Here is a 25,486-nt window from a genome sequence, read left to right on the forward strand (position 1 = left end):
CGATGCCGCGATCCAAGGCCTCGGACGGACCAACCGCACCAACCAGGCGCAGCCGCCGCTTTTTCGGCCCGTGGCCACCGATGTGAAGGCGGAGAAACGGTTTCTCTCCACCATCGCGCGGAGGCTCCACCCCAGGTGCTGGCATCGGGAGGAAGGTCAGACCAAGGGCCTGCCCCGCCCGGCGCTGATCGCTGCGGTTACCGATGGGGCCGGGGTTCTGACGGGGGCGCACCGCACCTGGCTCGCCCCCGACGGTCAAGGCAAAGCCTCTGTCGAAACCCAGCGGCGGGCCATGGGTCACCTTCTCGGCCACGCGGTGCGCTTCGATTCGGTGAGGGAGGTCCTCGCAGCGGGCGAGGGCATCGAGACCATGCTGTCGCTCCGTGAGGCGGCCCCCGGCCTTCCCGCCTGGTCAGCCCTTTCGGCGGCGCATCTTGGAGTCGTCGTGCTGCCACCCACTTTGCAGCGCCTCTACATCGCCCTCGATCGCGACCCCGCCGGGCAGCGGGCTGCGGAGAGGTTGACGGCCAGGGCCAAGGATCTCGGCATCGCCGTGCGGGTCCTCGAGCCGCGGCTCGGGGATTTCAACGACGATCTCTGCGACGGCGGCCCCCGGGCCCTGGCTGAGCATCTGGCAGGACAGGTCGCGCACGAGGATCGCGGGCGCCTCGGCTGAAGCTCCTGACGGGCAGGGATGACGGCAGGGCAGGGGGGCCAAAGCTCCCGGTTCCGGCCCCTGGTCGCGGTCTCCCTCCGCCTCCCGGGCATCCCGCCCCACGCACTCCCCCACGGCCTTCAAGAGATGGGCAGGCGGCCGTCAAAGGTCAGGCCCCTTCAAGGACGGGGGGCGACTGATTTCCGCCGGCGGGGACGAGCCCCGCCTTTGCATCGCGAAGCAAATCAGCCGCCCCCCGTCCTCCTCCACATGCGTTCCGGCCCGCGAAGGCGCGGGTGAAGGGGCCTGCCCCGTGACGGCTGGTCGCTGCCCATGAAGGCCGCGCGGGAGAACGCGCGGGCCAGGATCGCCCGGGAGGCATCAGACCATGACGACCCAGTTCCAGACCCAAGGCTTCGAACCCCACGCCCATTCCCAGACCGCCATCGCCCTGCAGGAGCTGCAGCTCTGGGGCACCCGCGCCTTCGACGACGAGCCCGACCTGCGCCCGATGCCCGAGCCCGAGACCCTGATCACCGCCGTCGCCGACATCTTCGACGCCCTCGTCGCGACGCTCGAAGGGACCCGCGTGGAGGGCGATCTCGAGGAGATCCTCTGGGGCCAGGTCAATCTCTTCCACCGCGCCGCGGCCCGGGTGGAGCGTGATCTCGACGCCAATGAGGTGGCGCAGCACAAGGCGCAACGCGAGCAGGACGGCTCCGAGATCCGCTCGACCGAGCTCGAGCGGCTGACGGCTGAGGGCCTCAGCCTCGTGGAGCGGCGGCATGCGCTCGAGGCCTTCCGCGACCGCAGCGCCGAGGCCTTCGAGACCCACACCGGCTCGGCCTGGCGCCCGCGCACCGGCTCGATGGTGAACCACCGCTACCTGACCGCCGCGCTGATCGACAGCCGCGACTACCTCGCCGCCAAGCGCCGCGCCGAGACCGAGGTGATGCTGCCCGCAGGTCCCAAGGTGGCCCTCACCGGCGGGACCGACTTCAACGACCACCGCCTGATCTGGGGCAAGCTGGACCAGGTCAGGACCAAGTATCCCGACATGGTCCTGCTGCACGGGGGAAGCCCCAAGGGCGCCGAGCTCATCGCCGCCAAGTGGGCCGAGGCCCGCGGCGTGACCCAGGTCGCCTTCAAGCCCGACTGGACCAAGCACGCCAAGGCCGCCCCCTTCAAGCGCAACGACGCCATGCTGGACGTTTTGCCCGTCGGCGTCCTCGTCTTCCCGGGCAACGGCATCCAGGAAAACCTCGCCGACAAGGCCAAGAAGCTCGGCATCCCGGTGGTCAAGTTCGAGAGGGGCGCGTGAGCGCCCCCTTCCCCACGGGCGGGGGTCCTCGTCTCCATTGTACACCAAGGCATTCTTTGCAGCCCGCGTTTTCCGGTTAGCCGTATTTCGCCTCACCCAAGACTCGAACTACGAGCAAGCTGGCCTTGTGAGCCGCGTAGGCCTGCTGCCGCGTCGACGGTGTTTTCGGGTCGTTGTAGCGGACACCAGCGCCGCACTGGATGTCGGCAAGTAGATGCTTGAGGTTAAGGCCGGGCGCTGACCTGGCGAGCGCTTCATGCAACCCCATCAAGTCGTGGTCCCGTTTGAAGGGCACATCTCCGACCAGTTTTATTTGGCCCTTCAAGAATTTTTCGGTCATCTGAAGCGATGCCCATCTCGCGTGGCCCCAGTTTGGTGACTGACGGATCATGTTTGCGACGGCGGCAGCCCAGTCATCCTCGGCGGCGGCGAACATCGGATCCGCTTTACGGAAACGGTCGAATGCCCTTTGGACATCGAGGCCTATGGCGAAAAGCCCATAGACCTCGTTCAAGTCACCTTCCGAAAAATGTTGAAGGCGTGCATCGGTGATGCCGACAAGCGAGGTGCACGCATCGATGTGGAGAACCTTCGCCCCGATCATGTTCTGGGTCTGGATGGGCCAGTTGCGTGAGACCTCGATGACAACCGTCCCGTAGAACAAGGGAACCCGCAATTCCCAGATGTCACCATCCGCGAGGACTGCGACCTTGGCCTTTTCGGAGAAATCCACCTTGATCAGATCGCCGTAGACGTCTTCGTACCAGCGTTGGATGCGATCGGTGTAGCTGCTGGTTGCGACAAGTTCCGCCGGGGCACCGGGCGGAAGCTTTGCCAGAGGTAGGCTTATGCGAAACTGCTTGCCGAACTCGATCACCGCCATGACGGGGCGCGAGTGCGGCGGGACCGCCTTCTCTCTGAGCGATTGGTCGATCTCGCGCAGGATGACAGAAATATCGTCGGGGATTTGCATGGCGCGATCTTATCAACTTTTGCGAAAAGGGGAACACGCCGCCGCCTCACCAGCCTGAAGCGGATCGCCGCGCAACCTCTGAAAGTCGCAGAAGGGCTCGAAGCCGTCATGCAGCGCTAGGGTTCGAGCCGATGGTTTTGGTCAGTGTCGTCGTTTTCGGCCCAAGGCCGACGGTCGGTGCCCGAGGCGTGTCTTATTGTGCATCCCCAAACCGGTCGGTCATGAGAAGCGCATCAACTCCTTGGGCCAATGTCAGCTTTACGGACGAGGGTTCCCTTTGCTTTGGCACCTCAGACTCCGTGCGCCAAGGCCGCGGGATCGTCGCTGAGGGCGGTGCATGCCCGACCGCAGGAATGGCGGATCAGGTCCTACTGCGCTGCCAGGTCTGGCACCGAGGATGGGCCTTGTGCTTCCTGCCAGCGGGTGTCTTTGCGATGAAAATGCTGGATGGAACCCGGCTCAAACCTCAGCGTTGCGTCGGCGAGAAAGCGTTGAACGGTAACGTGATCATTGGCCGTTTCGACAAGGCTGACATCGTTCCACCGTGTCTTGAGCCGGGTCGAGATCGCGGTCCCGACTTGCATGACCAGGATGCTTGCCGCTGCTTCTGGCGCGCCGACATGCGGCAGATGCGTATGGCCGGAGAGCACGATATCGGTGCCTGCGGCGACGAGATCGCGCAGAACGGCGGCGGGGTCATGGATGTCGGCAGGGGTGCCGTCGGCGGCAGGCACCGGGGCGTGATGCATGACGGCGATACGCACCAGACTGGCCGGGGCACTGCTGAAGGCCTGTTTCAGGGCCTTGGCCGAAGCGGACCGCAAACGGCCGGCCTTCCATACCCTTGGGTTGGCCGTATTCACGCCTGCCAGCACGGCGCCCGGCAAGATCAGCACGGGTTCAAGCTCTGCGCCCATCCCCTGCCGATAGCGGCCAAATGGCGACAAAAACCGCCTCGGAAGGTTGTAAAGCGGTGCGTCGTGGTTGCCCGGAACGGCCAGAACGGGCAGGCCGAAACGGGCAAGGAAGGCTGTGGCCTCCGCGAACTGCGCCGATTGCGCGCGTTGGGTCAGATCCCCCGAGACGACGACAGCCTCCGGCTGCAGGCGACCCGCCAGGTCCAGAAGCGGCTCCAGCAACCGGGCGTTGACCGCCCCAAAATGCAGGTCCGAGATGTGCAGGACACGCGTCATGCGCTACCTTTGACCACCGCCGCCTTGGTCGGCGGCAGGATCACCGACAGGACATGGTGGTCGATGCGGAATGTCAGCGGCAGGATCATCTTTTCGCGCTCGCCATCATAAGCGATGCGGATCCGCTTGCGCTTGGGCTGGTCGATCACGAGCCTTTCCGGGGTCAGCAGCTCCAGACAGTCTGTCAGATCCACCTTGCCTGGCCGCATCAGCCTCCACGCCAGCTTCAAAAGGCCCATACGTGTGGTCTGTCGTGCGATATAGACCGCGAAACGGTCATCGCTGATCGCCTGCGCCCCGACCACGCCGAACTGGTCCAGCTGATAGGCCGAACGGGCGATGAAGATCATGGGCGTACGACGCATTTGCGCCTCGCCATCTGCGACGATCCTGAGGCGCATCGGGCGCCGCAAACGCAGGAGGGTGCGCAAGGTAGACCAGTGAGCCAAGATGCGGCTGCGGCCCCACCGCTTGTAGGCGGCCTCGCGCTCATCCAGGATTTCCGGGTACAAGCCCAGGGCCACGTTGTTGAGGAAGACCTTGCCGTTCACGCTGCCGACGGCAATGTCATGTGGTTCGCCCTCCAGGATTGCGTTTGCCGCCTCGGTGGCATCGGCGGGCGTGTGCAGGCCGCGCGCAAAATAGTTGAAGGTTCCCATTGGCAAGACCCCCATGACGGCCGGGGTTCCGGCAAGCGCATGGGCAACACCCGCAACCGTCCCGTCGCCGCCTGCCGCCACGATGATTGGGAAGCCGTCGCGGATGGCCTGTTCGGCCACAGGTGCCGGGTCGCCGGTAAAGGTGCGCAGTTCGGCCCGCGCGCCGAACACCGTCATGGCGCGGTGCAGTGTTTCCGACACGCGGGCGCTTGCGCCGGATCTGGCGTTGGCGATGACGCAGATATCTGGCCTTCCGGCGGACACAGGTCGTGCTGCTCCGGAGGTGGTGGGCGCGGAGGGTGACATGCGGTCACATGTAAGCATCCTGAACGCAATTGCAACGCGGCCCCTCGCGCAACCCGGCCACGCAGGTAGACGAGCGCGACACGTTGAACGGAGCGGGGGGCAATGACATGCTTTCGGACCTCGGTGGCGAGGACCTGATCCTGGGCGGGCGCGGCTCCGACATCCTGACCGGCGGGCTGGGGCGCGACACCTTCGCCTTCGTCGATTAGGAGGCCAGTCGGTTGGGTTTTGCCGACCGGATCACTGATTTCACCCCGGGCGTCGATGTCCTGGACTTCTCGGTCATTGGACTGAACAGCTTGACCGATGTCGACAGTGTGACGCTGCGCTGCATCGGCAGCGCGAACGGGCAATGAGCTCAAGATGTTCAAGGCCGCCGGTGTGCCCTATCTGCGCGCCGACATGGATGGCGACAAGGTGGTCGAGCTGGATGTCCACTTCGTGACGATTTCCCCAGCGGGGCGCAGGGAACGCTTGGCGGTGGGGTGATGAAGAAACCCCGGATGTGATGGGGCTGCAGACGCTGTGCTTCCGCCCGCTCCATGTCCAGCCGGATTTCCTGCACTTTGGCGGCAGGCATCGTTTCGTTGGTCAAAGCATGACGCTGCGGCAATTCAAGCAGGTGATCTTGATCAACAGCAGCATCCTCGGCTTGGAAGAGCCGAGCTTTGACCTCGGGGCGCTCCCCATTTTCAATTGTTTCAAGGAGCAATTCCTTCAGGGAGCTGCCCTCAAGGAATTCGCCCGGCACATCATGGACGCTTTCCACGAAAGCCGGGCAAGTCCACCTTGGATCCACGGGCCGACCCTGCACTGCTGGGGGCTGCTGGAGCACAACCAAGCTGGCCGCCGGAACGTCGAAACCTGGGCAATCTCGGATTCATTCAATTCATGCCACTTTTGGGTGCAAGACGGCTGGCTGTTTCCAATGGCAAGGTGGCGCCGTTGCACCGCAAGGGGCGGTGGCGGAACGAGAGGCCTCGTGATGACCGAAACAGCGACCATTCCCGAATATCTCCTCAGCCGGGAGCAGATCGACAGCTACCGCCGCAACGGGGTCATCCGGCTTGAAGGAGTCATCCCGCCCGACGTCCTGGATGTCTTGCGCGGGGCCGTCGAACAGGCGGTCGAGGCCGAGACCCATTCCCCCGTGCCGGTCGGGCTGCCCACCGACAGTCGGCCCGCTTACGAGAAGATCTTCAACCAGAAGGTCAATCTCTGGCAGCGTCATCCGGAGGTTGCCCGCTTCACCCTTTCGAGCGCCTTGGGCTCGATCGCGGCGAGGCTGGAGGGCAGGGCGATGCGGATCTGGCACGATCAGGCCCTGTTCAAGGAGCCGATGAAGGGCAACAACAAGACCCCATGGCATCAGGATGCGGTCTATTGGCCCCATGCGGATCGATGGCATCAGACGACCGTCTGGATCGCGCTGAAGGATGCCACGACGCAAAACGGCTGCATGGCTTTTGTCGAGGGCACCCAGTCGCTCGGCCCGCTGCCGCCGGTCGACCTCGCCGATCCCCAGGACCTTTTCGACGCGGCGCCGCATCTGCGGCCTGTCAAACCCGTGCCCTTGCCGCTGAAGGCCGGCAGCGTCACCTTCCACAACGGGCTGACCTTCCACTATGCCGGGCCGAACAAATCCGACGACATCCGCGAGGCCTTCGCGATCATCTACATGCCCGAGGATACGGTCTTCGACGGCAGCCCCCATGTCGTGACCGACGGCCACGGCTTCCAACCGGGCCAGAAACTGGAGGCGGAGCTGTTCCCGCTCGTGTCCTGACAGCCATGCGGTATCGCCCCTTCGGAACGACGGGTTGGCTGGTCAGCGAGATCGGCTTTGGCGCCTGGCAACTCGGCGGGGATTGGGGTTCGGTGGACGATGCCCAATCCGTCCGAACCCTGCACCACGCCTTTCATCGCGGCATCAACTTCGTCGATACGGCGCAAATGTATGGCAAGGGCCATTCCGAAACGGTGGTCGGTCGCGCCCTCAAGGCGTGGAGCGGTGACAAGATCTATGTGGCAACCAAGGTTCAGCCGACCCAATGGCCCGGCGTGACCGAGGATGATCCCCAGATGCGCGGGCGTTATCCGGCATGGCATCTGAGGGCCTCGGTGGAAGGCTCGCTCGCGCGGTTGGGTGTGGAGAGGATCGACCTTCTGCAGCTTCATTGCTGGATGCCGGACGGTGTGCGCGCTCTGGACTGGCTGGAGGTGCTGAACGATCTGCGCTGCGAGGGCAAGGTCGACAAGATCGGCGTCTCGCTTCGCGATTATCGCCCTGCGGACGGGGTGGAGCTTGCGAAGCTGGGCCTGGTGAGCGCGATGCAGGTGATCTTCAATCTGTTCGAGCAGCGCCCGGCCGACTTGCTTTTCAACGCCGGGACTGCGCCCGCCCATATCGTCCGTGTGCCCCTCGATTCCGGGGCTCTGACGGGAAGCTGGACGGCCGCTAGCTATGGAACTTGGCCACAGGAAAGCGTCCCGGCCCGGCTGTTTCGCGGCGCCCGCTTTGCCGAGACGCTGGAACGGGTGGAGAAGCTCAAGTCCCTGTGCCGCCCCTTCTTCCCGACGCTTGCCGAGGCAGCCATGCGCTTCACCCTCAGTCCGCCTCGGGTGTCGACCGTTATCCCCGGCATGCAGACCGAAGAGCAAGTCGATGCAAACATTGCCTTTTCGGATGGCGCGGCCTTCCCGGCCGACCTTCTGGCGCAAGTGTCGCAACACGGTTGGCCAAGGAACTACTACCAATGACAGAAGAGGTGAGGCTCGAGCGTCTTGTCCCCGATGAAATCCGCGCGGCACTGAAGCGGCGTTCGCTGGTCTTCATCACCTTGGGCACGGTCGAATGGCATGGCGCGCATCTGCCCGTGGGTCTTGATGCGCTGACGGCGCATGGGCTTTGCCTTCGGGCGGCTGAAGCGGCGGGCGGCCTTGTGCTTCCCCCGCTCTTTTTCGGAACCGGAGGCGGCCATGGCGCCTATCCCTGGACGATCATGGTGCCGCCGGATCAGATAGAACCCCTGATCATGGCCTCCTTGGCGCGACTGCAAGACTTCGGTGTGCAAAAGGCGGTTCTCTTCAGCGGGCATTTTGCCGAAACGCAGATCACCATGATCGAGCGTGTCGCGAGCCGATGGAACGCGGGGGGCGGGCCCCTTGCGGTGCTGGCGCTGGCGGTCAACCAATGCACCGATTGCGGCTTTGCGCCCGACCATGCCGCCCTGTTTGAGACCACGCTGCTTGCGGCGCTCCATCCCGACCTCGTGAAACTGCACCTCTTGCCGCCCGTCTCGACGGCGCCGGCGCTGGACCCGGACGACAACCCGATGGGGCCGCAGCGTCACGATCCGGGGCATCCTTTGTACGGCATCTTTGGTCCCGACCCTCGTACCTTCCGGATGTCGCAGGCCGAACCGCTTCTTGGGGCGATGGTCAATTGGTTGCTGCGCGAGGTCCGCGAGAGCTAGGCCTGATAGACGGCGCGGTAGCGCGTCGGGGTCATGCCCATGTGCTGCTTGAACATCCGGCAGAAGTGGGGTGCATCCGAATAGCCCATCTCGGTCGCAACCTCTGTCACGTTCAGGCGGGGCGCCAGAAGCATCTGACAGGCGCGGTGGATCCGCCGGCGCTGGAAGTAGTCCATCGGCCCGTAGCCGGTCTGCCCCCGGAACAGCGCGGAAAAGTGGTCTGCCGTCATCCCGGCCTTTCGGGCATAATCTGCCACCGAAAACAGCCCGCCCGATTGAACCGCGCGCTCGATCACCTCCATCGCGTTCCAGACCTCGCTGCGAAAGGCGATGGTCGCCGCAGAGGGATCGGCCCGCATCCAGGCTTGCGAAAGCGTCGCGACGATCTTGAGGAAACTGCCCCTGAGGCTCAACGCCGATCGTTTCGCCGCCTCGACGGAGGCTTCGATCTGGTCCAGTTCAAGGATGACCCCCGCAAGCTCATCCGCCGTCAGCCGGAACTGGACGACATTGACGATCTGAAAGGTCATCAGCGCGCGCGACAAGAAAAGCGGCACCGCGCCCGGCTCGGCCCAAAGCAGCCCAAGATCACCGAGGAGCCATTCGCTGAGGTAATAGGCGTTGATGACCTTCAGGTTTCGCACATTGGCCAAACCATGGACCTCGCCCGGCGGCACAACGAAGACATCGCCTGGCGCGAGCGGCAGGACCCCACCCTTGGTCACATGCGCGGCGGTGCCCTCCGTCACGACACAGATCTCGTGGAACGCGTGGTCGTGGCGCGGCACATCCTCGGGCACCTCGAGCCGCTGCGCCCGGACAGGCTTGTCGGCGGCAAGACGCACGAAAGCCTGTTCGATGCAGTAAAGGGGCAGGAAGTCGCTTCCGGGATTCATACAAGCGACCCTATCCCGATTTCCCGCCGTCACCAAGCACAACCGGGCCTGCCGCGCAGGCAGGATCGGTCGGCGGATCAAGCAGCAGAAACCGCGGCGCATGCCGCTCCGGTCTTCGACGACATCGAGGTCTGGCTGGCCATGCAGGTGGGGTTCGTCATCGGGGGGCAGAATCGTATCGCCCAAAAGTGCAGGCAAAGTGATTGAGAAACTGGCCGTTGAAGGCCGTCAGCCGTGTTCTTGCCATGAAGCAGGGCTTCGCGGCTGTCTCCTTTACCCGCAACTGACCCGTATGGGCCACGAATACATCGTCGTGGCCCTTTCGCTGACTCCGGTGAATGCGGTCGATCAGGCGAAGACGGACCGTGGAGATGCGGCAATGATGGAAGGATACCCTGGGATCATGGCGGACTGCCCGCAAAGCCTCCGAGAGCGGCCCTTGATGCCCCACTCCTGATCGAATTGCCGGTTCTGGGAATCAAGCAGAACGCTATCTTTGGTTGCTACCGTCCGCTTTCCGCCCCCCGCGACGATACAGGGCATCATCGACACACCCGGCCCTTAGCGGACATTCGCATTAAGCGGAAAACGTTCGCGCGCGCGGTTAGTTTGGTTCTTGTTTATTGCACGGGTGACCAAGACGATCCGCGGTCTGTCCTCACCAGGTCCGTCGCGCATTTTCCGAAAGGATCAAGGCGCGATCCTCAGAACTCAGATCCTGCAGCAAGGCATTTGTCGTTGCGACCCATTCGGCCAGTGTGGACTGTAACGTGCACACCGGGCTGTCCGAGCCCCAGACGATACGCCCCGGGCCAAAGCGTTCGATCAGGTGGGTTACGTAGGGGCGCAGCGTCTGCAAGGACCAGTCGGCCGGGCCATAGGCGCTGATGCCGGACAGCTTGACGTTAACGTTCGGCCGTTTGGCAAGGCGGGTGATGGACGCGGCCCAGTCCTCGAACCCGCCAGCGGCGATGGCAGGCACGCCGCAATGGTCTAGGATGAAGCTCGTATCCGGGCAGACATCGACCAGCTGCAAGGCCAGGGGCAGTTGGCGCTGCAGCACGCAGATGTCGAACGGAAGCCCGGCCTGTCCCAGCTTACGGACGTTGGCGCGAAAGCGGGCATCCTGTGAGACGGCGTCGGGGACCACATGTAGCACGCGCCGGACGCCGCGGACGACACGCCGGTCAACGCGGTCGAGCCAGGCCTCGAATCCGTCAGATTCTGGGCGGGCCGCGCTGATCGCGCCGCGCAGGGGGCTGCCGGGGCGGGCCATCAACTCGGCCACCCAGGCCGTTTCCCGGTCGATGTCGGCCTCGGCAACATCGACCTCCATGTGCAGGACATCGGTGATCCCCACGCGCGCGGCGGTGGCGAGGTAGGAGTCGAAGTCCCAGTCTCGATCAAGCGGCGGCAGATTTGCGAGCCACGGGTAGCTCAGACGCGACCGGTCGATGAGGTGAAGGTGGGTGTCGAAGATCATTCCGCTCTCCTGAATTTCGCTTGTGAGACCCGCTTTCACAAGTAAACGCCGCTTGACGCAGTCTTTCAACTGAATTTATACATGAAATATCGTTCCGGATATGAAACATTCAGCGGTGCGAGGTGCAGTCATGGACGGCACAGCAACAGCCTTGGGAGGAAATGCCATGAAGACATTCGCGGCCAGCAGCGTGCTGGCACTGGTGGCGGGGCTTGGCCTTGCCACGGCCGCGCTCGCCGATGGCGAGTTCGCGGGGATCACCATCGATGCAAAGCTGATCGGCGGGCAGCAGTATGAGGCGCTGTACGCGCGCATTCCGGAATGGGAAGCCAAGTCCGGCGCCAAGGTGAACATCGTCAGCCAGAAGAACCACTTTGAGCTGGACAAGGAATTCAAGGCCGACATCGCGTCAGGGTCGATCACCTGGTGCGTGGGGTCGAACCATTCGTCCTTTTCCCCGCAGTATCCGCAGCTTTACACCGACCTTACGCCCCTGATCCCGACTGAGACGGTCGCAGGCTTCGTCGGCGCGAACATCGCGGCGGCCACGCTGGACGGCAAGCTGGTCATGCTGCCGCGCGCGCAGTTCGACGTCTCGGCGCTGTACTACCAGAAGTCGCTATATGCCGATCCGGCCAAGGCCGAGGCGTTCAAGGCGAAATATGGCTATGACCTAGCCGTGCCGGAAACCTGGGACCAGGTCCGCGACCAGGCGATGTTCTTCGCCGATCCGCCGAACTTCTACGGCACGCAGTATGCGGGCAAGGAAGAGGGTATCACCGGCCGCTTCTACGAGATGGTCGTCGCCGACGGCGGCAAGATGTTCAACGACGACTTCTCGCCTGCCTTCAACTCGCCCGAGGGCAAGATGGCGTTGCAGTGGTTCGTCGATCTCTACAAGGCGGGCGCGGTGCCACCGGGGACCACGAACTACCTCTGGGACGACCTGGGCAACGGCTTTGCCTCGGGCACCATCGCGCTGAACCTTGACTGGCCGGGCTGGTCGGGCTTCTTCAACGACCCGGCAGCGTCCAAGGCCAGCGGCAACGTGGGCGTGGCCCCGGCGCCCAAGGGGGCTGCGGGTGTGCGGACCGGCTGGTCGGGCTTCCACGGCTTCTCGGTCACCGAGGCCTGCCCGAACAAGGAGGCCGCCGCCTCGCTGGTCGACTTCCTGACGAACGAGGACAGCCAGACGCTGGAATCCGCCGCAGGCCCGTTGCCGACCCGCACCGCGGTCTGGGACAAGGTGATCGCCGCTGCCGCTTCGGACCCCTACAAGTCGGAAGTGCTGGCCGCCTTCCAGGAAACCGCGAAGACCGCCTTCCCGGTGCCGAAGACGCCCTACTGGATCGAAGCCTCGAACCTGATCTACCCGGAACTTCAGGCGGCGATCCTGGGCGACAAGACGGTGGACGAGGCGCTGCAGGCCGCGTCCGACGCCGTCGACGGCCTGATGCGCGAGAACGGGGTCTACTGATCCCTCTCTGACGCCCCGGAAGCGGCGCTGTCTCCCCGGCGCCGCTTCCCCATCTTGCGGAAAGACCCCGATGTACCGGATGCGCCTACCCCCGTGGCTGCTGCTTCTGCTGCCGGCCTTCGTGATCCTGCTTGCGGTGGTGGCGATCCCGCTGGTCCTGAGCTTCTATTCCAGCTTCACCGCTTTCCAGCTGACCCGGCCCGAGACGATCACCAAGTGGATCGGCACCTTCAACTACCAGAAGGCGATGGGCGACGCGAACTTCTGGGCTGCTTTCGGGCGGACGGTCCTGCTGCTGACGGTGGCGCTGAACCTGGAGATGCTGCTGGGCCTGGGCCTTGCACTGATGGTGGCCAAGGTCACGCGCGGGCAGCGGCTTTTGCGCACGATGATGATGTTCCCGATGATGTTTTCGCCGATCCTCGTGGGCTTCCAGTTCAAGTTCATCTTCAACGACAACGTCGGGCTTCTGAACAACGCGCTTCAGTCCTTGGGACTGACCGATGTCGCGATCCCCTGGCTGGTGGACGGCAGCCTCGCCTTCTTCGCCATCGTCTTTGCCGAGGTCTGGACCTCCACCTCCGTCTTCGCGATCCTGATCCTCGCGGGCCTCTTCGCCATCCCGCAGGACCCGGTCGAGGCCGCGCGGGTCGATGGCTGCACGCCCTGGCAGACCTTCCGTTATGTGACGCTGCCGTTCCTGATGCCCTTCATCTACATCGCCATGGCGATCCGGTCGCTGGACGTGGCGCGGGCCTATGACATCGTGCAGGTGATGACGGCAGGCGGCCCCGCCCGTCGGACCGAGCTTTTGTGGACGCTCATTGGCCGCACCGGCTATGTCGATGCGCGGATGGGATATGCCAATGCGATGGGCTACATCGCGATCCTGCTGTCCATCGTCTTCACCGTCTACTTCTTCCGCAAGCTGACCACGGCGCGGACAAGCCTGGGCATGGGGGACTGACATGGATCAGGGCCAGAGCCACCGCATCCGCCGCCGTCTGCTCGCCTTGGGCCATTTCATCGGCCTGTTGCTCGCGATGTCGCTGATCTGCCTGCCCGGCCTTTGGGTCGTGCTGAACAGCTTCCGCCCCACGGTCGAGATCATGGCCAAGCCGCCGGTCTGGATCCCGTCCGAGCTGAACCTCGACAACTACCGCGCCATGTTCGGCGGCATAGGCGAAGGCGGCGTGCCGGTCCTGACCTACTTCTGGAACTCGCTTGTCATCTCGCTGACCTCGACGGTCATCGCGCTGCTGGTCGGCATGGCCGGGGGCTATGCTTTTGCGCGCTACCGCATTCCGGGCAAGTCAGCGGTCTTCGTGGGCCTGATGGTCACCCGTGCGGTCCCCGGCGTGGCGCTGTCCCTGCCGCTGTTCATCCTGTACGGAAGGCTGGGCATCATCGACACGCATTTCGGCATGATCCTCGTCTATGTCGCGCTGAACGTGCCCTTCACGATCTGGCTGATCGATGGGTTCTTCCGCCAGGTCCCCAAGGAACTGGCCGAGGCCGCCGAGATCGACGGCTGCACCCGCTGGCAGGCTTTCTGGAAGGTGGAGTTTCCCGTGGCGCGGGCGGGTATCGCCAGCGCTGGCATCTTTGCATTCCTGACATCGTGGAACGAATACGCGCTGGCCAGCCAGCTGACCCGGTCCTTGAATTCCAAGACCATGCCGGTGGGCCTGATGGATTTCACCTCGCAATTCACCCTCAACTGGGGCGGCATGTGCGCGCTGGCGGTCTTGATGATCATCCCCGCGCTGGTGCTGACCTTCCTTGTGCAGAAACACCTCATCGCCGGCCTGACCTTCGGCGGCGTGAAAGGATAAGACATGGCAGACGTGGTCCTGCGGGACGTCGTGAAGAATTATGGTGCGCTGCCGGTGGTGCATGCGATCAACCTCGACATCGCGCATGGCGAGTTCGTGGTGCTGGTCGGCCCCTCGGGCTGCGGCAAGTCCACCACGCTGCGGATGATCGCGGGGCTGGAGGCGATCTCGGGCGGCACAGTCCGGATCGGCGACCGGGTGGTGAACGACCTGCCGCCGCGCGACCGCAACATCAGCATGGTGTTCCAGAACTACGCGCTTTACCCGCATATGTCGGTGCGGGAGAACCTGGGGTTCTCCCTTCATATCGCCAAGCGCCCGAAGGCCGAGATCGACAAGGCCGTGGCCGAGGCGGCCGAGATTCTGTCGCTGACCCCGCTCTTGGACCGCAAGCCCGGACAGCTGTCGGGCGGCCAGCGCCAGCGCGTCGCGATGGGTCGCGCCATCGTGCGGCATCCGGACGTGTTCCTCTTCGACGAGCCCCTGTCGAACCTGGACGCGAAGCTGCGCACCCAGATGCGGGTCGAGATCAAGCGCCTGCACCAGAAGGTCGGCACGACGATCATCTACGTCACCCACGACCAGATCGAGGCGATTACGCTTGCCGACCGCATCGTCATCATGCGCGACGGGCATATCGTCCAGATCGGCACGCCGCTGGAGGTGTTCGAGCGTCCGGTGAACGCTTTTGTTGCGACCTTCATCGGCTCGCCCCCGATGAACCTGCTGCCCGCCACCGTGGCAGGCGGGGCGCTGCGGCTGGCCGACGGCTCGACGATCCCCATGCCGCCCGGCCTGTCGGTGCGCGACGGGCAGGCCGTGCACTTCGGCGTCCGGGCCGACAACATCATGCCCGAGGGTCACTCGATGCCCCCCACGGCGCATATGGCCCATGTCGAGATGCCGGTGACGCTGACCGAACCCCTGGGAACCGAAACGCTGCTGTTCGCCACGCTGGCCGGGACCGAAGTACAGGCCAAGATGCTGAACCCGCGCCCGGTGCGGACGGGCGAGGTCCTGCGCTTTGGCATCGCGCTGGACAAATGCCACCTGTTCGACGCCACCACCGGCGCAAGTCTGAGGGTCTGACATGCCGCGCATCACAAGGGCCGAGGCTTTCCTCGTCGACCTGATCCCCAAGGTCAAACGCACCGACGCGATCCAAAGCTTCAAGTCTCAGGAGACGATCTTCGTCACCCTGACCGATGCCGAAGGCGCGCAGGGCCGGGGCTATTCCTACACCATCGGCGACGGGGGGCCTTCGGTGCTGGCGCTCCTCCGCCACACGCTTCTCCCCGCGCTGATGGGGCGTGAAGGCGAGATGATCGAGGCGATCTGGCGCGACCTTTTGTTCACCAGCCATGCGACAGCTGTGGGGCCGATCATGTCGCTGGCGCTCGCCGCCATCGACACCGCCCTGTGGGACCTGCGCGGCAAGCGGGCCGGGCTGCCGTTGCACGTCTTGGCCGGGGGCGCCAAGGCGCGCGTGCCGATGTATTCTACCGAAGGCGGCTGGTTGCACATCGAGCCTGCCGCTCTGGTGGACGACGCGCTGGCCATGCGCGCGGCCGGGTTCCTCGGGTCGAAGATCAAGATCGGCAAGCCCACCGTCGCAGGCGACGAAGCGCGCCTCGGTGCCGTCCGCGCCGCCCTTGGCCCGGATTACGAGATCATGACCGACGCCAACCAATCGATGACGCAACCCGAGGCCGCGCGCCGTCTGCCGCTTCTGGAAAGCCTCAACATCGGCTGGTTCGAGGAGCCGCTCCCCTCCGACGACATCGCCGGTCACGCTCGCCTTGCCCGCCAGTCGCGGGTGCCCATCGCGGTTGGCGAAAGCCTGTATTCCCCCGGCCAGTTCGCCGATTACATCGCGGCCGGGGCTTGCGGGATCGTGCAGGCCGATGTGGCGCGGGTCGGGGGGATCACCCCATGGCTCAAAGTCGCCCATATGGCCGAGGCGCACAACCTGGCGATCTGCCCGCATTTTCTGATGGAGATTCACGTCAGCCTGGTCTGCGCCGTGCCGAACGCGCCCTGGCTGGAATACATCCCGCAGCTTGACGACATCGCCGCCCCGATGGGCCGCGAGGGCGGTTTTGCGCTGGCCCCGAACGCGCCGGGGATCGGGATCGACTGGGATGAAGCCGCGCTCAAGGCGCGCACAGCCGCAGGCAGCCATTTCGAGGTGACAGCATGAAACGATACGGGTCCGTCATCGGTCTGTCGGAGGACGGCAAGGCCGAATACCGCAAGCTGCACGCCGCCGTCTGGCCCGGCGTGCTTGCCAAGATCGCGGACTGCAACATCCGCAACTACTCGATCTTCCTGAAAGAGCCCGAGAACCTGATGTTCTCGTACTTCGAATACCACGGGACGGACTTCGCCGCTGACATGGCCCGTATGGCCGCCGACCCGGAAACCCAGCGCTGGTGGGCCATCAACATGCCGCTCCAAAGCCCGCTCGAGACGCGGAAAGAGGGCGAATGGTGGGCCGACATGACGGAAATCTTCCATGTCGACTGACCTGTTGCAGTCGGTCCCCCTGCCGAAGACCAGCCTGCCCGTCGTGATCTTCGGTGCGGGGTCCATCGTCACCGACGCGCACCTGCCGGCCTATGCCCGGCTGGGGTTCAAGGTCGCGGGGAGTTACGACCCCGATCAGGCCAAGGCGCAGGCCGTGGCGGCCAAGCACGGCACCCGGGCCTTCGCTTCGGTCGCCGAGGCAACCGCCCTTGGCCTTGACGCGGTCTATGACCTGGCCACCCCCCCCGCCGCCCACGCGGGCCTGCTGGAGGCGCTTCCCGGTGGCGCCGTCTGCATCCTGCAGAAACCGATGGGCTCCGACCTGGCCGAGGCCGACCGGATCCTCCGCATCTGCCGCCGAAAGGGCTTGAAGGCCGCCGTCAACTTCCAGCTGCGCTTTGCCCCCGCCCTCCTGGCCCTGAAGGATGCCATCGCGCGGGGTCAACTGGGGCAGGTCGTGGACATTGACGGGCTTCTGGCGGTGGACACGCCCTGGCATCTCTTCCCCTTCCTTGCCAACCTGCCGCGGGTCGAGATCCTTCTCCACTCCATCCACTATCTGGATGCGATCCGGGACATCCTGGGCAACCCCCTGGGTGTACATGCCAAGACCATCGCCCACTCGTCCTCGACCGTGTCGAACACCCGGTCGGCGATGATCCTGGACTATGGTCCCAAGGTTCGCTGTGCGCTGTCGATTAACCACAACCACAGCTTTGGGCGAAAATTCCAGGCCTGCGAGTTCCGCATCGGCGGCACCAAGGGCGCGGCCTACATCAAGCTTGGGGTGAACCTCGACTATCCGAAGGGCGAGCCAGACGAGCTTTGGCTGAACACCGGTGCGGGATGGGAGCAGGTACCCTTGCAAGGCAACTGGTTCATCGAAGCCTTCCTCGGCCGCTTCACGCAAGTCATGCGCTTTGCCGTTGGTGAGGATTCCACGCTGCAAGGCAGCGCCGAGGATGCCTGGCACACCATGGCGCTTGTCGAGGCGGCCTATGAAAGCAGCGCCTTGCCCGCGCATCGGATCAAGGGTGCCCCCGATGCTTGAACAGGTCAAATACTTCGAGGACTTCGTCATCGGCGAAGGTCGCCAGACCGTCGGCCGCACGATCACCGAGACGGATTTCGTTGTCCATGCCGGCCATTCGGGCGACTTCTTTCCGCATCACCTCGACGCCGAGTTCTGCAAGACCCTTCCCTTCGGCCAGCGCATCGCGCATGGCACTATGGTCTTCACCATCGGGGTCGGCCTCACCGCAACGATCATCAACCCGGTCGCCTTTTCCTATGGCTACGACCGGCTGCGCTTCGTGAAGCCGGTATTCATCGGCGACACGATCCGCTCGCGGGTGGAGATCATCGCCACCGAACCGATGGAAAAGCGGCCCGGTTTCGGCCGCGTCACCGAACGGCTGACCGTCACCAATCAGCACGGCGACACGGTGCTGGTCGCGGACCACATCTACATGGTGGAGCGGCGGCCATGACCGGGCCGTTCCTTCTCCTCCACCCCTACGACAACGTGCTTGTCGCCCGCGCCACCGCAGCGGAGGGGACCGAGGTCGCGCTGGAAGGGGGCATGGTCCGCCTGACGCACTCGATCCCGATGGCCCACAAGATTGCCCGAGCAACTATCGCGGTGGGGGAGAAGATCCGCAAATATGGCATGCCCATCGGCATCGCCACCACCGACATCGCGCCCGGGGCTCATGTCCATGTGCACAACATCCGGTCCGGCTACACGGCAAGCGTAGTTCTGCAGGACGCGGACTGGAGGTCAGGGAGATGGAAGGCTGGCTTCGTGCAGATGGGCGCAAGGGCATCCGCAACACGGTTGTGGGGGCCTATCTGGTGGAATGCGCGCATTTCGTCGCCTCCGAGATCGTGGCGGGCTTCCGGGGCCGAGACGTGCAGCTGATCGGCTTCCCCGGCTGCTTCCCCAACGAATACGCCGCGCGGATGATGGAACGGCTTTGCACCCACCCGAACGTCGGCGCGGTGCTTTTCGTCTCGCCGGGCTGCGAAAGCTTTGACAAGGTTCGCGCGTCGGCGGCGGTCGAGGCCTCGGGCAGGCCGGTCAAGACGCTGGTGATCCAGAAGGCGGGCGGAACGCGGGCGACGGTGAAGGCCGGGCAGGACTCGGTGGAAGGCGCGCTGGCGGAAGTGGCGCGTGTCCCCCGCCTGCCTATGGCGGTCGGCGATCTGGTCATCGGCACGGTCTGCGGCGGGTCGGACGGGACCTCGGGTATCTCGGGCAACCCGGCGGCGGGGCGGGCGTCTGATCTGCTGGTGGCCGAGGGGGCGGCCTGCGTCTTCGAGGAGACGGGCGAGCTGATCGGCTGCGAGGAGATCATGGCCAGCCGCGCGATCACCCTTGAACTGGGGCAGGCCTTGCGGGAAAGCGTGCAGAAGGCGGAACGCTATTACGCGACGCTCGGCTACGGCAGTTTCGCCGCGGGGAACGCGGCAGGGGGTCTGTCGAACATCGAGGAAAAGTCGCTGGGTGCTTGCGTCAAAACCGGCGACAGCCCGATCTCGGGCCGTATCAAGCCGGGCGAGATCCCCCCGTGCGGCGGGCTGTACCTGATGGACGTGGTCCCCGACGGCGAGGTGCGCTTTGGCTTTCCGAATATCAGCGACAACGCCGAAATCGTCGAGATGATCGCGAGCGGAGCGTATCTGACGCTGTTCGTCACCGGGCGCGGCTCGGTCGTCGGCAGCGCGATTTCCCCGGTCATCAAGATCTGCGCCAACCCCGACACCTACCGCGCATTGGCCGAGGATATGGACATCGACGCCGGTGACATCATCGAGGGCCGCCGCAGCATCGACGCGGTGGGCCACGAGATCCGCGATCTGGTGGTGGCCGTCGCAGGTGGACAGCAGACTGCCTCGGAAGCGCTGGGGCATCGTGAGTTCATCCTGACCTACAAGAGTTTCGACCCCATTGGCCCGGCCTGTCTGCCGCGCCTGGCCTGAAGGAAAGAACATGGAAAGATTGCACGGAAAGACCGCGCTGGTCACGGCGGCGGGACAGGGCATCGGGCGGGCCAGTGCCGAACGCATGGCCCGCGAAGGTGCGCGCGTCATCGCGACCGACGTGAACGATGCGGCCCTCGCGGAACTCGCGCAGGTGCCGGGGATCGTGGCGCGCAAGCTGAACGTCCTCGACCCTGCCGCGATCACCTCGCTGGTAGCGGAGATCGGGCCGGTCGACATCCTGTTCAACTGCGCGGGCGTCGTCCACAACGGCACGGTGCTGGAGGCGACCGAGGCCGACTGGGACTTCGCCTTCGACCTGAACGCCAAGGCTCAGTTCCGGATGATCCGCGCGGTCCTGCCCGGAATGCTGGCCAAGGGGGGCGGGTCGATCATCAACATGTCCTCGGTCGCTGGGCCGAAGAAGGGGCCGGTCAATAGAGCGGTCTATTCGGCGTCGAAGGCGGCGGTGGTGGGCCTGACGCGGGCTGTGGCTGCGGATTACGTGACCCGGGGCATCCGCTGCAACGCGATCTGCCCCGGCACGGTCGACAGCCCCAGCTTGCACGAACGGCTGCGTGCGACGGGCGATTATGAGGGTGCGCTGAAGGCCTTTATCGCCCGGCAGGCGATGGGGCGGCTGGGCCAGGCCGACGAGATGGCGGCGCTGGTCTGCTATCTGGCGGCGGACGAATCCGGGTTCACCACCGGGGCCGAACACGTGATCGACGGCGGCTGGACCGCCTGAGGAGGATGCGACGAAGCTGTGCAGCTATGGCGGCCGGGGTGCCGAGAAGCCCGGACTGATCGACCCGCAGGGACGGTTGCGCGACCTGTCGGGCCATGTGGTCGACATCTCCGGTCCGGTCCGGTGCTGGCGGACCTTTCGGCTTTGCGGGGGGCTATCCGTCCAGCCTGCCGCTGGTCGCGGGTAGCCCCCGGCTTGGCGCCTGCGTGGGCGGCATCGGCAAGTTCATCTGCATCGGGCTGAACTACAGCGATCACGCGGCGGAAAGCGGCATGGCCGTCCCGCCCGAACCGGTGATCTTCGGCAAGTATACCAGCGCGGTCTGCGGCCCGAACGACCCCATCATCATCCCGCGCGGCTCGGTCAAGACCGACCGGGAGGTGGAACTGGCCTTCGTCATTGGCAAGCCCGGCAAATACATCGCCGAGGCTGACGCGATAGACCATGTCGCGGGCTTCTTCATCTGCAACGACGTCAGCGAGTGCAGCTTTCATGCCGAACGCTGTGGTCAGTGGTCGAAGGGCAAGTCGTCGGACAACTTCGGCCCGATCGGCCCCTGGCTGGTCACCCGCGATGAGGTGCCGGACGCGGGCAGGCTGCAGATGTGGCTGGAGGTGAACGGCAAGCGGATGCAGGACGGCAGCACGGCGACGATGGTCTGAAAGGTGCCTTTCCTAGTCAGCTACCTGTCTCAATTCTTCACCCTGCCTCCGGGCGATGTGGTCAGCACGGGCACGCCGCCCGGAGTAGGTCTAGGCATGAAGCCGCCGCAGTACCTGAAGCCGGGCGATGTGGTGGAGTTGGGGATCGAGGGGCTGGGCCTGCAGCGGCAGGTCTGCGTCGCCGACGACTGGCCGTGAAGCCCGTGCCGATCAGGCGCGGGCTTTCGCCTTGGCGTCCATCTTCGCCTGCGCCTCGGCCGCGAAGGGGGCCGGGTCGCGGTACAATGCGGTCAGAAGGTGCTCGGCATAGAGGACCAGATCCCCCTCGCCCTTGTAGACCGAATAGCTGACGCGCAGCTTGCCCATCGTCAGGTTGTGCACCTCTTTCGTCAGGTTCTCGCGGATCGTGTAGATCGTGTCGCCGATGAAGACCGGCTTGATGAACCGCAGCCGGTCGTAACCGTAGCTGAACGAATTCAGGCAGTTGGTCGCCGCCAGCCCCAGCCCCAGCGAGAAGACGAAGGCCCCCGCCACCAGGCGGCGGCCGAAGACGCCTTCCTCGCGCGCAAAGGTTTCGTCGCTGACATAGGGGTGGTGGTCCATGACAAGGCTGTTGAACATCATCGACTCGCCCTCGGCGATGGTGCGGCGGATCGATCGGATCTTGTCGCCGATCACGAAGTCCTCGAAATACCAGTCCTCGGAATTCCAGACCGGGATCGCGGCATGGTCCTTGGGCAGGCCCGCCAAGGCGCGCGCGTGAATACCGATTTCGGCCATGTCTTACCCCCATCCCTTCGACAACAGGTCATTCGCATCCCCCAGCGCCGGGGCCGCCCGGCTTGCGGCGGGTCGCTGACCGTCGAACTTCATCGGCAGCCGGGTGGTCTGCAGGCGTACCTCGCCGCGTTCCACGGTCTGCAGCATGTCCAGCGTTTCCATCATCCCGGTCGCCACCAGCTCGCGCCAGTCCATCACCGGGGCCGCCCAGATGTCGGCGGCGATGAAGGCCTCCATCCAATCCGCCGTGGGCTTCCTCACCAGCGCCGCCGCGAGGCCCGCCTTGATCCGGTCGCGCGCGGTGAACGGGTCCAGCCCGACCGTCGCGGCATCCAGCCCGGTGATCCCGGCCAGGATGTCCAGCTTGCCCATCGCAATCGCCACATGGCCGTCCGCCGTTGCATAAACGCCATAGGGTGCCGCCAGATAGGCATGGGCCGGGTTCTGCCCCGACCGCTGCGGCATCCGCCCGCCGTCGTTCAGCCAGGTGGTCAACAGCTCGAACTGTAGGTCCGCCAGCACTTCTATCAGCGAGGTTTCGACCAGCCCGCCAATCCCGTGCCGTTCGCGCCGGAACAGCATCGCCAGCACCCCATGTGCCAAGGCCGCACCGGCCAGCACGTCGCCTATGGGCAGGCCGACGGCCACCGGGCCATCGTCAGCACCCCCTGTCAGCCACATCATCCCCGACCGCGCCTGCGCCAGCAGGTCCTGGCCCGGCAGGTCGACCCACGGCCCCTCGGTCCCATAGCCGGTGACGGACCCGTAGACGACCCTTGGGTTGATCTCCTTCACGGCGTCGTAACCGAAGCCCAGCCGGTCCATCACCCCGGGGCGGAAGTTCTGCAAGACGACATCGGCGCCCCGCACCAGGTCACGAACCGCGGCACGGTCGGTGTCGGACTTCATGTCCACCGCAACCGACCGCTTGTTGCGGTTGATCGCGTGGAAGATCGTGCTTTCACCCCCGATCCGGGTGTCGGTCAGGTAGAGGTGTCGCGACAGATCGCCGGTGCCGACCCGCTCTACCTTGACCACATCCGCGCCCATGTCGGCCAGCTTCAGCGCGGCATAGGGCCCGGCGAGGAACTGGCTGAAGTCAAGGACGCGCAGGCCTTCAAGCGGCAGGGGAGAGGAGGTCATTCCGGGAAACTTTCGATGAAACGCTGGTCCAGCGCGTCCAGCGCCGTTGCATGGGAAGTGCGCCCGGTGATCGCGTCCAGCACGATCTGGCTGCCTTCCTCCTGAAACGCCATATAGCCCTTGTGGCGCGGGCGCAGCCAGGCGGCCTCATGCGTCAGGCGGGTGTTGGCATAAGCGTTGCCGACGGCGGCATTGACAGCCGGATCGCCCCAGGCCCGCGCATTGCCCGGCTGGCCGTTGTTGGCCGAATACAACCCCCGCTGCACTTCTGCCGAGGCGAGCCAGATGGCGAAGCGAGTGCAAAGCGCGGGCTCTGTCGTTCTGGCCGAAATTGCGATGCCGGTTCCGCCAAGGGCCGAACCGATGGGGCCGCCGATGCCGATGGCGGGGATGTCGTGAAATGCGATGCGGTTTGGTCGATACCCCTCGAGCGCGTAGGGGGCGTAAAGATAGGTCAGCGGGATGATCCGGTGCCGGGGGCTGTACGCCAGGGCATTCAGCGCAGCGATGGGGTCCATTGTCCGGCAGGCCGGATCGACCAGTTCGGCCATTGCCTGCAGGGCCTGAAGGACGGCAAAGCCGGTCTTGCGGCTGATCAGCGGTCCCTTTGTCACCGCGCAAGGATCGCCGAGGTTCGCCGACAGCGTATAGAAGCCCATCAGCACATGCGGCGGCCGCAGCGGCCACAGCACCGCCCCATCGCGTGCGGCCTCCATCACCTGATCCCAGCGCTGCACTGGGGCCGGTTGCAGATCGGGTCGGATCGCCTGTACCTGCGTCGCCGCGTCGATGGGCAGCGCCCATTGGTGCCCGTCAAGGCGGTAAGAGGCGAAGCTCTTGCCGACTGTCTCACCCTCAAGCCGCAACAGGCTTTCAGCGTCCGCGTGCAGGTCGATGGGCAAGAGGCAGCCATCCAACACCACGGCTCCGACGTGCGGATGGTCGATCACCATCAGATCGTAGGTTGCTGCCAGTTCATCGATCGGGGTGGATTCGAAGCCTTGCAACGACCGCTTGTCCCACGTGATCCGCACACCCGGGTGCATCCTGAAAAACTCGGCCGCCGCTGCCACCACCGGATCGTATCCCCGTGGGTCGGACCATGTCATTCCCTTGAGGGTGACTTCCCGTACCACGCTCTGCCCTCCTGCCACTTGGATTTCTGTAGCAAGGCACTGTTCACAAGTAAAATAGAATTTCACATTTCAAACGATACTTCCGGATTTGATTTCAGATTTGAACCCATGCTACCACTGGCGAAAAGGGGAAGTCATGGCGCGCAAGCTGCAGGATGATGACGACGGCGACGACGTTGATGGGCCGGAAGACAAGTACCGTGCCCCCGCCTTGTCGAAGGGACTGGACATCCTGGAGCATCTGGCCAGTGAGGCTGAAGGCAAGACCCAGGCCGACATCGCCAAGACTTTGGGCCGTACCACCTCGGAAATCTTCCGGATGCTGATGGTCCTGCGCAAGCGCGGCTATGTCCACCTGAACGAGGAAGACGACCGTTACAGCCTGACGACCAAGCTGTTTGAGATCGCCCACCGCCATCCTCCTGTCCGCCGATTGACCAGCATTGCGGGTGACGCGATGCAGAAGCTGGCGAACCGCATCAACCAGTCGATGCACATGGCGATCCTGCATTCCGGCAAGGTCCTGGTCATCGCGCAGGTCGACTGCAGCGACAACAACATCACCGCCGTGCGTCTGGGCGCGCAGATCTCGCCTTATGATACCTCGTCCGGACGTGTGCTTGCCGCCCGGATGGATGGCGAGACGCTGGCCGGTCTCCTGGCCGAGGCGGGTCCCGGGACGGATGATCGGCAGGCCGCCTTCGTCCGCGACCTGCCAGCCGTGCGCGCTGCCGGCTATGCGCAGAACGAATCCTTCACCATCGCCGGCGTCGTGAACATTGCTGCCCCTGTCCGCGACATGACCGGCCGCGTCGTGGCGGCCATCACCATTCCCTTCGTCCGGCGTCTTTCGGGGACCAACACGGCATCCGTCGACAAGGCGCGCGAAGAACTCCTCGCCATGTGCGGGGCGATCTCCCAGCGGTTGGGGGCCGGAGCCACGCTCGAAGGCTAGGGGCAGGTCAAGACCTTGGGACGCGATCACTTCCTCGGATAGGACGGGAGGCCAAGTTCAGGCCGGCCAAATTCTCGACCGAACATCTGTGTGTCAATCGGCGCACCAAAGTGCCAAGCCGAAATGGCGAGGCCTAGGTCAATAGGTGGCACCGTCCGCTTTCCGCCGAGGCTGTGTAAAAGCCCCGATTTATGCTATGCTTACGCATGGTTGGGAGGCTTTGCATGGCAGGTTTCATCGAGGGTGTCAGCCGAGATCAAACGACGCTTTTCCCGGAGCG

Annotated in this window: 27 protein-coding genes and 2 pseudogenes; 21 read left to right on the plus strand and 8 right to left on the minus strand. The window is 64.8% G+C overall.

The genetic code is table 11. The features are described 5' to 3' along the window. Both GV832_RS19690 and GV832_RS19695 read left to right on the plus strand, forming a co-directional pair. Window positions 1–676 (plus strand): toprim domain-containing protein (locus GV832_RS19690; RefSeq protein ID WP_227754557.1); only part of this gene is annotated, 676 nt, incomplete at its 5' end. 367 nt (window positions 677–1,043) lie between these two features. Next, window positions 1,044–1,976 carry a DUF2493 domain-containing protein gene (locus GV832_RS19695; protein ID WP_168776594.1) on the plus strand — a complete coding sequence of 311 codons (933 nt, stop codon included), beginning with the start codon at window positions 1,044–1,046 and terminating at the stop codon, window positions 1,974–1,976. Window positions 1,977–2,052: 76 nt separating this feature from the next. On the opposite strand, the gene GV832_RS19700 is transcribed toward GV832_RS19695, so the two are convergent. The 3 genes from GV832_RS19700 to GV832_RS19710 form a co-directional block, all read right to left on the minus strand. Next, entirely contained in the window at window positions 2,053–2,949 is an 897-nt protein-coding gene (locus GV832_RS19700; RefSeq protein WP_168776595.1) for a hypothetical protein, read from the minus strand. Window positions 2,950–3,317: 368 nt separating this feature from the next. After that, on the minus strand, window positions 3,318–4,142 hold the full coding sequence (locus GV832_RS19705) for a metallophosphoesterase family protein (RefSeq protein WP_168776596.1): 825 nt from the start codon (window positions 4,140–4,142) through the stop codon (window positions 3,318–3,320). Beyond that, window positions 4,139–5,125, minus strand: coding sequence for a diacylglycerol/lipid kinase family protein (locus tag GV832_RS19710; RefSeq protein WP_354001990.1), 987 nt, complete (start codon window positions 5,123–5,125; stop codon window positions 4,139–4,141). The genes GV832_RS19705 and GV832_RS19710 overlap by 4 nt, the downstream gene beginning before the upstream one ends. Window positions 5,126–5,136: 11 nt before the next feature. Between GV832_RS19710 and GV832_RS19715 the strand changes: the two genes are divergently transcribed. The 6 genes from GV832_RS19715 (at window position 5,137) to GV832_RS19730 (ending at window position 8,583) form a co-directional block, all read left to right on the plus strand. Continuing rightward, window positions 5,137–5,316: a hypothetical protein gene (locus tag GV832_RS19715; protein ID WP_168776598.1), complete on the plus strand. Its 180-nt coding sequence runs from the start codon at window positions 5,137–5,139 to the stop codon at window positions 5,314–5,316. Between the two features lie 12 nt (window positions 5,317–5,328). Continuing rightward, a complete protein-coding gene (locus GV832_RS22375) occupies window positions 5,329–5,463 on the plus strand; it encodes a hypothetical protein (RefSeq protein WP_265332531.1) in 135 nt (44 codons plus the stop codon). Between the two features lie 7 nt (window positions 5,464–5,470). Continuing rightward, entirely contained in the window at window positions 5,471–5,596 is a 126-nt protein-coding gene (locus tag GV832_RS22380) for a hypothetical protein (RefSeq protein WP_265332532.1), read from the plus strand. Window positions 5,597–6,092: 496 nt separating this feature from the next. Next, window positions 6,093–6,893, plus strand: a complete 801-nt coding sequence (locus tag GV832_RS19720; protein WP_168776599.1) for a phytanoyl-CoA dioxygenase family protein — start codon at window positions 6,093–6,095, stop codon at window positions 6,891–6,893. A 5-nt stretch (window positions 6,894–6,898) separates the two neighbouring features. After that, window positions 6,899–7,867 (plus strand): aldo/keto reductase, encoded by a 969-nt coding sequence (locus GV832_RS19725; protein ID WP_168776600.1) that lies wholly within the window; start codon window positions 6,899–6,901, stop codon window positions 7,865–7,867. Further along, window positions 7,864–8,583, plus strand: coding sequence for a creatininase family protein (locus GV832_RS19730; protein WP_227754558.1), 720 nt, complete (start codon window positions 7,864–7,866; stop codon window positions 8,581–8,583). Before GV832_RS19725 ends, GV832_RS19730 begins: the two co-directional genes overlap by 4 nt. Here GV832_RS19730 and GV832_RS19735 read toward each other — a convergent pair. Both GV832_RS19735 and GV832_RS19740 read right to left on the minus strand, forming a co-directional pair. Further along, window positions 8,580–9,479 (minus strand): AraC family transcriptional regulator, encoded by a 900-nt coding sequence (locus GV832_RS19735; protein ID WP_168776601.1) that lies wholly within the window; start codon window positions 9,477–9,479, stop codon window positions 8,580–8,582. The two genes, GV832_RS19730 and GV832_RS19735, sit on opposite strands and share 4 nt — an antisense overlap. Window positions 9,480–10,137: 658 nt before the next feature. Next, entirely contained in the window at window positions 10,138–10,962 is an 825-nt protein-coding gene (locus tag GV832_RS19740) for an amidohydrolase family protein (protein WP_168776602.1), read from the minus strand. Window positions 10,963–11,128: 166 nt separating this feature from the next. Between GV832_RS19740 and GV832_RS19745 the strand changes: the two genes are divergently transcribed. The 12 genes and pseudogenes from GV832_RS19745 (at window position 11,129) to GV832_RS19800 (ending at window position 21,390) form a co-directional block, all read left to right on the plus strand. Then, a complete protein-coding gene (locus GV832_RS19745) occupies window positions 11,129–12,439 on the plus strand; it encodes an ABC transporter substrate-binding protein (protein WP_168776603.1) in 1,311 nt (436 codons plus the stop codon). 79 nt (window positions 12,440–12,518) lie between these two features. Continuing rightward, window positions 12,519–13,406, plus strand: coding sequence for a carbohydrate ABC transporter permease (locus GV832_RS19750; protein ID WP_227754559.1), 888 nt, complete (start codon window positions 12,519–12,521; stop codon window positions 13,404–13,406). 1 nt (window position 13,407) lies between these two features. Beyond that, entirely contained in the window at window positions 13,408–14,274 is an 867-nt protein-coding gene (locus GV832_RS19755; protein ID WP_168776605.1) for a carbohydrate ABC transporter permease, read from the plus strand. A gap of 3 nt (window positions 14,275–14,277) precedes the next feature. Then, complete coding sequence (locus GV832_RS19760) at window positions 14,278–15,363, plus strand: ABC transporter ATP-binding protein (RefSeq protein WP_168776606.1); 1,086 nt, start codon at window positions 14,278–14,280, stop codon at window positions 15,361–15,363. Between the two features lies 1 nt (window position 15,364). Then, window positions 15,365–16,474 (plus strand): mandelate racemase/muconate lactonizing enzyme family protein, encoded by a 1,110-nt coding sequence (locus GV832_RS19765; protein WP_168776607.1) that lies wholly within the window; start codon window positions 15,365–15,367, stop codon window positions 16,472–16,474. Beyond that, the gene (locus tag GV832_RS19770; protein ID WP_168776608.1) at window positions 16,471–16,800 is read left to right on the plus strand and encodes an L-rhamnose mutarotase; all 330 of its coding nucleotides are present in this window, start codon (window positions 16,471–16,473) and stop codon (window positions 16,798–16,800) included. The genes GV832_RS19765 and GV832_RS19770 overlap by 4 nt, the downstream gene beginning before the upstream one ends. Further along, window positions 16,790–17,851, plus strand: a complete 1,062-nt coding sequence (locus tag GV832_RS19775) for a Gfo/Idh/MocA family protein (RefSeq protein ID WP_168776609.1) — start codon at window positions 16,790–16,792, stop codon at window positions 17,849–17,851. Before GV832_RS19770 ends, GV832_RS19775 begins: the two co-directional genes overlap by 11 nt. Continuing rightward, entirely contained in the window at window positions 17,844–18,290 is a 447-nt protein-coding gene (locus tag GV832_RS19780; protein ID WP_168776610.1) for a MaoC family dehydratase, read from the plus strand. The genes GV832_RS19775 and GV832_RS19780 overlap by 8 nt, the downstream gene beginning before the upstream one ends. Continuing rightward, window positions 18,287–18,526 (plus strand): annotated as a pseudogene (locus GV832_RS22580) (UxaA family hydrolase); the annotation flags it as partial. The gene GV832_RS19780 and the pseudogene GV832_RS22580, both read left to right, overlap by 4 nt. A gap of 62 nt (window positions 18,527–18,588) precedes the next feature. Beyond that, window positions 18,589–19,782, plus strand: a complete 1,194-nt coding sequence (locus GV832_RS19790) for a UxaA family hydrolase (RefSeq protein WP_168776611.1) — start codon at window positions 18,589–18,591, stop codon at window positions 19,780–19,782. A gap of 10 nt (window positions 19,783–19,792) precedes the next feature. Beyond that, entirely contained in the window at window positions 19,793–20,530 is a 738-nt protein-coding gene (locus GV832_RS19795) for an SDR family oxidoreductase (RefSeq protein ID WP_168776612.1), read from the plus strand. Between the two features lie 16 nt (window positions 20,531–20,546). Beyond that, window positions 20,547–21,390, plus strand: a pseudogene (locus GV832_RS19800) (fumarylacetoacetate hydrolase family protein). Window positions 21,391–21,402: 12 nt separating this feature from the next. Here the strand turns inward: GV832_RS19800 and GV832_RS19805 are convergent. The 3 genes from GV832_RS19805 to GV832_RS19815 are packed head-to-tail and all read right to left on the minus strand — an operon-like array spanning window position 21,403 to window position 24,251. Next, a complete protein-coding gene (locus GV832_RS19805) occupies window positions 21,403–21,972 on the minus strand; it encodes a MaoC family dehydratase (RefSeq protein ID WP_168776613.1) in 570 nt (189 codons plus the stop codon). Between the two features lie 3 nt (window positions 21,973–21,975). After that, on the minus strand, window positions 21,976–23,115 hold the full coding sequence (locus tag GV832_RS19810) for a CaiB/BaiF CoA transferase family protein (RefSeq protein ID WP_168776614.1): 1,140 nt from the start codon (window positions 23,113–23,115) through the stop codon (window positions 21,976–21,978). Continuing rightward, entirely contained in the window at window positions 23,112–24,251 is a 1,140-nt protein-coding gene (locus tag GV832_RS19815; RefSeq protein WP_354001991.1) for a type 2 periplasmic-binding domain-containing protein, read from the minus strand. The genes GV832_RS19810 and GV832_RS19815 overlap by 4 nt, the downstream gene beginning before the upstream one ends. 136 nt (window positions 24,252–24,387) lie before the next feature. Between GV832_RS19815 and GV832_RS19820 the strand changes: the two genes are divergently transcribed. Beyond that, window positions 24,388–25,206 carry an IclR family transcriptional regulator gene (locus GV832_RS19820; RefSeq protein ID WP_168776615.1) on the plus strand — a complete coding sequence of 273 codons (819 nt, stop codon included), beginning with the start codon at window positions 24,388–24,390 and terminating at the stop codon, window positions 25,204–25,206. Window positions 25,207–25,486: the final 280 nt, after the last annotated feature.

The sequence above is a fragment of the Stagnihabitans tardus genome, from assembly GCF_009925085.1.
GTDB lineage: Bacteria > Pseudomonadota > Alphaproteobacteria > Rhodobacterales > Rhodobacteraceae > Stagnihabitans > Stagnihabitans tardus.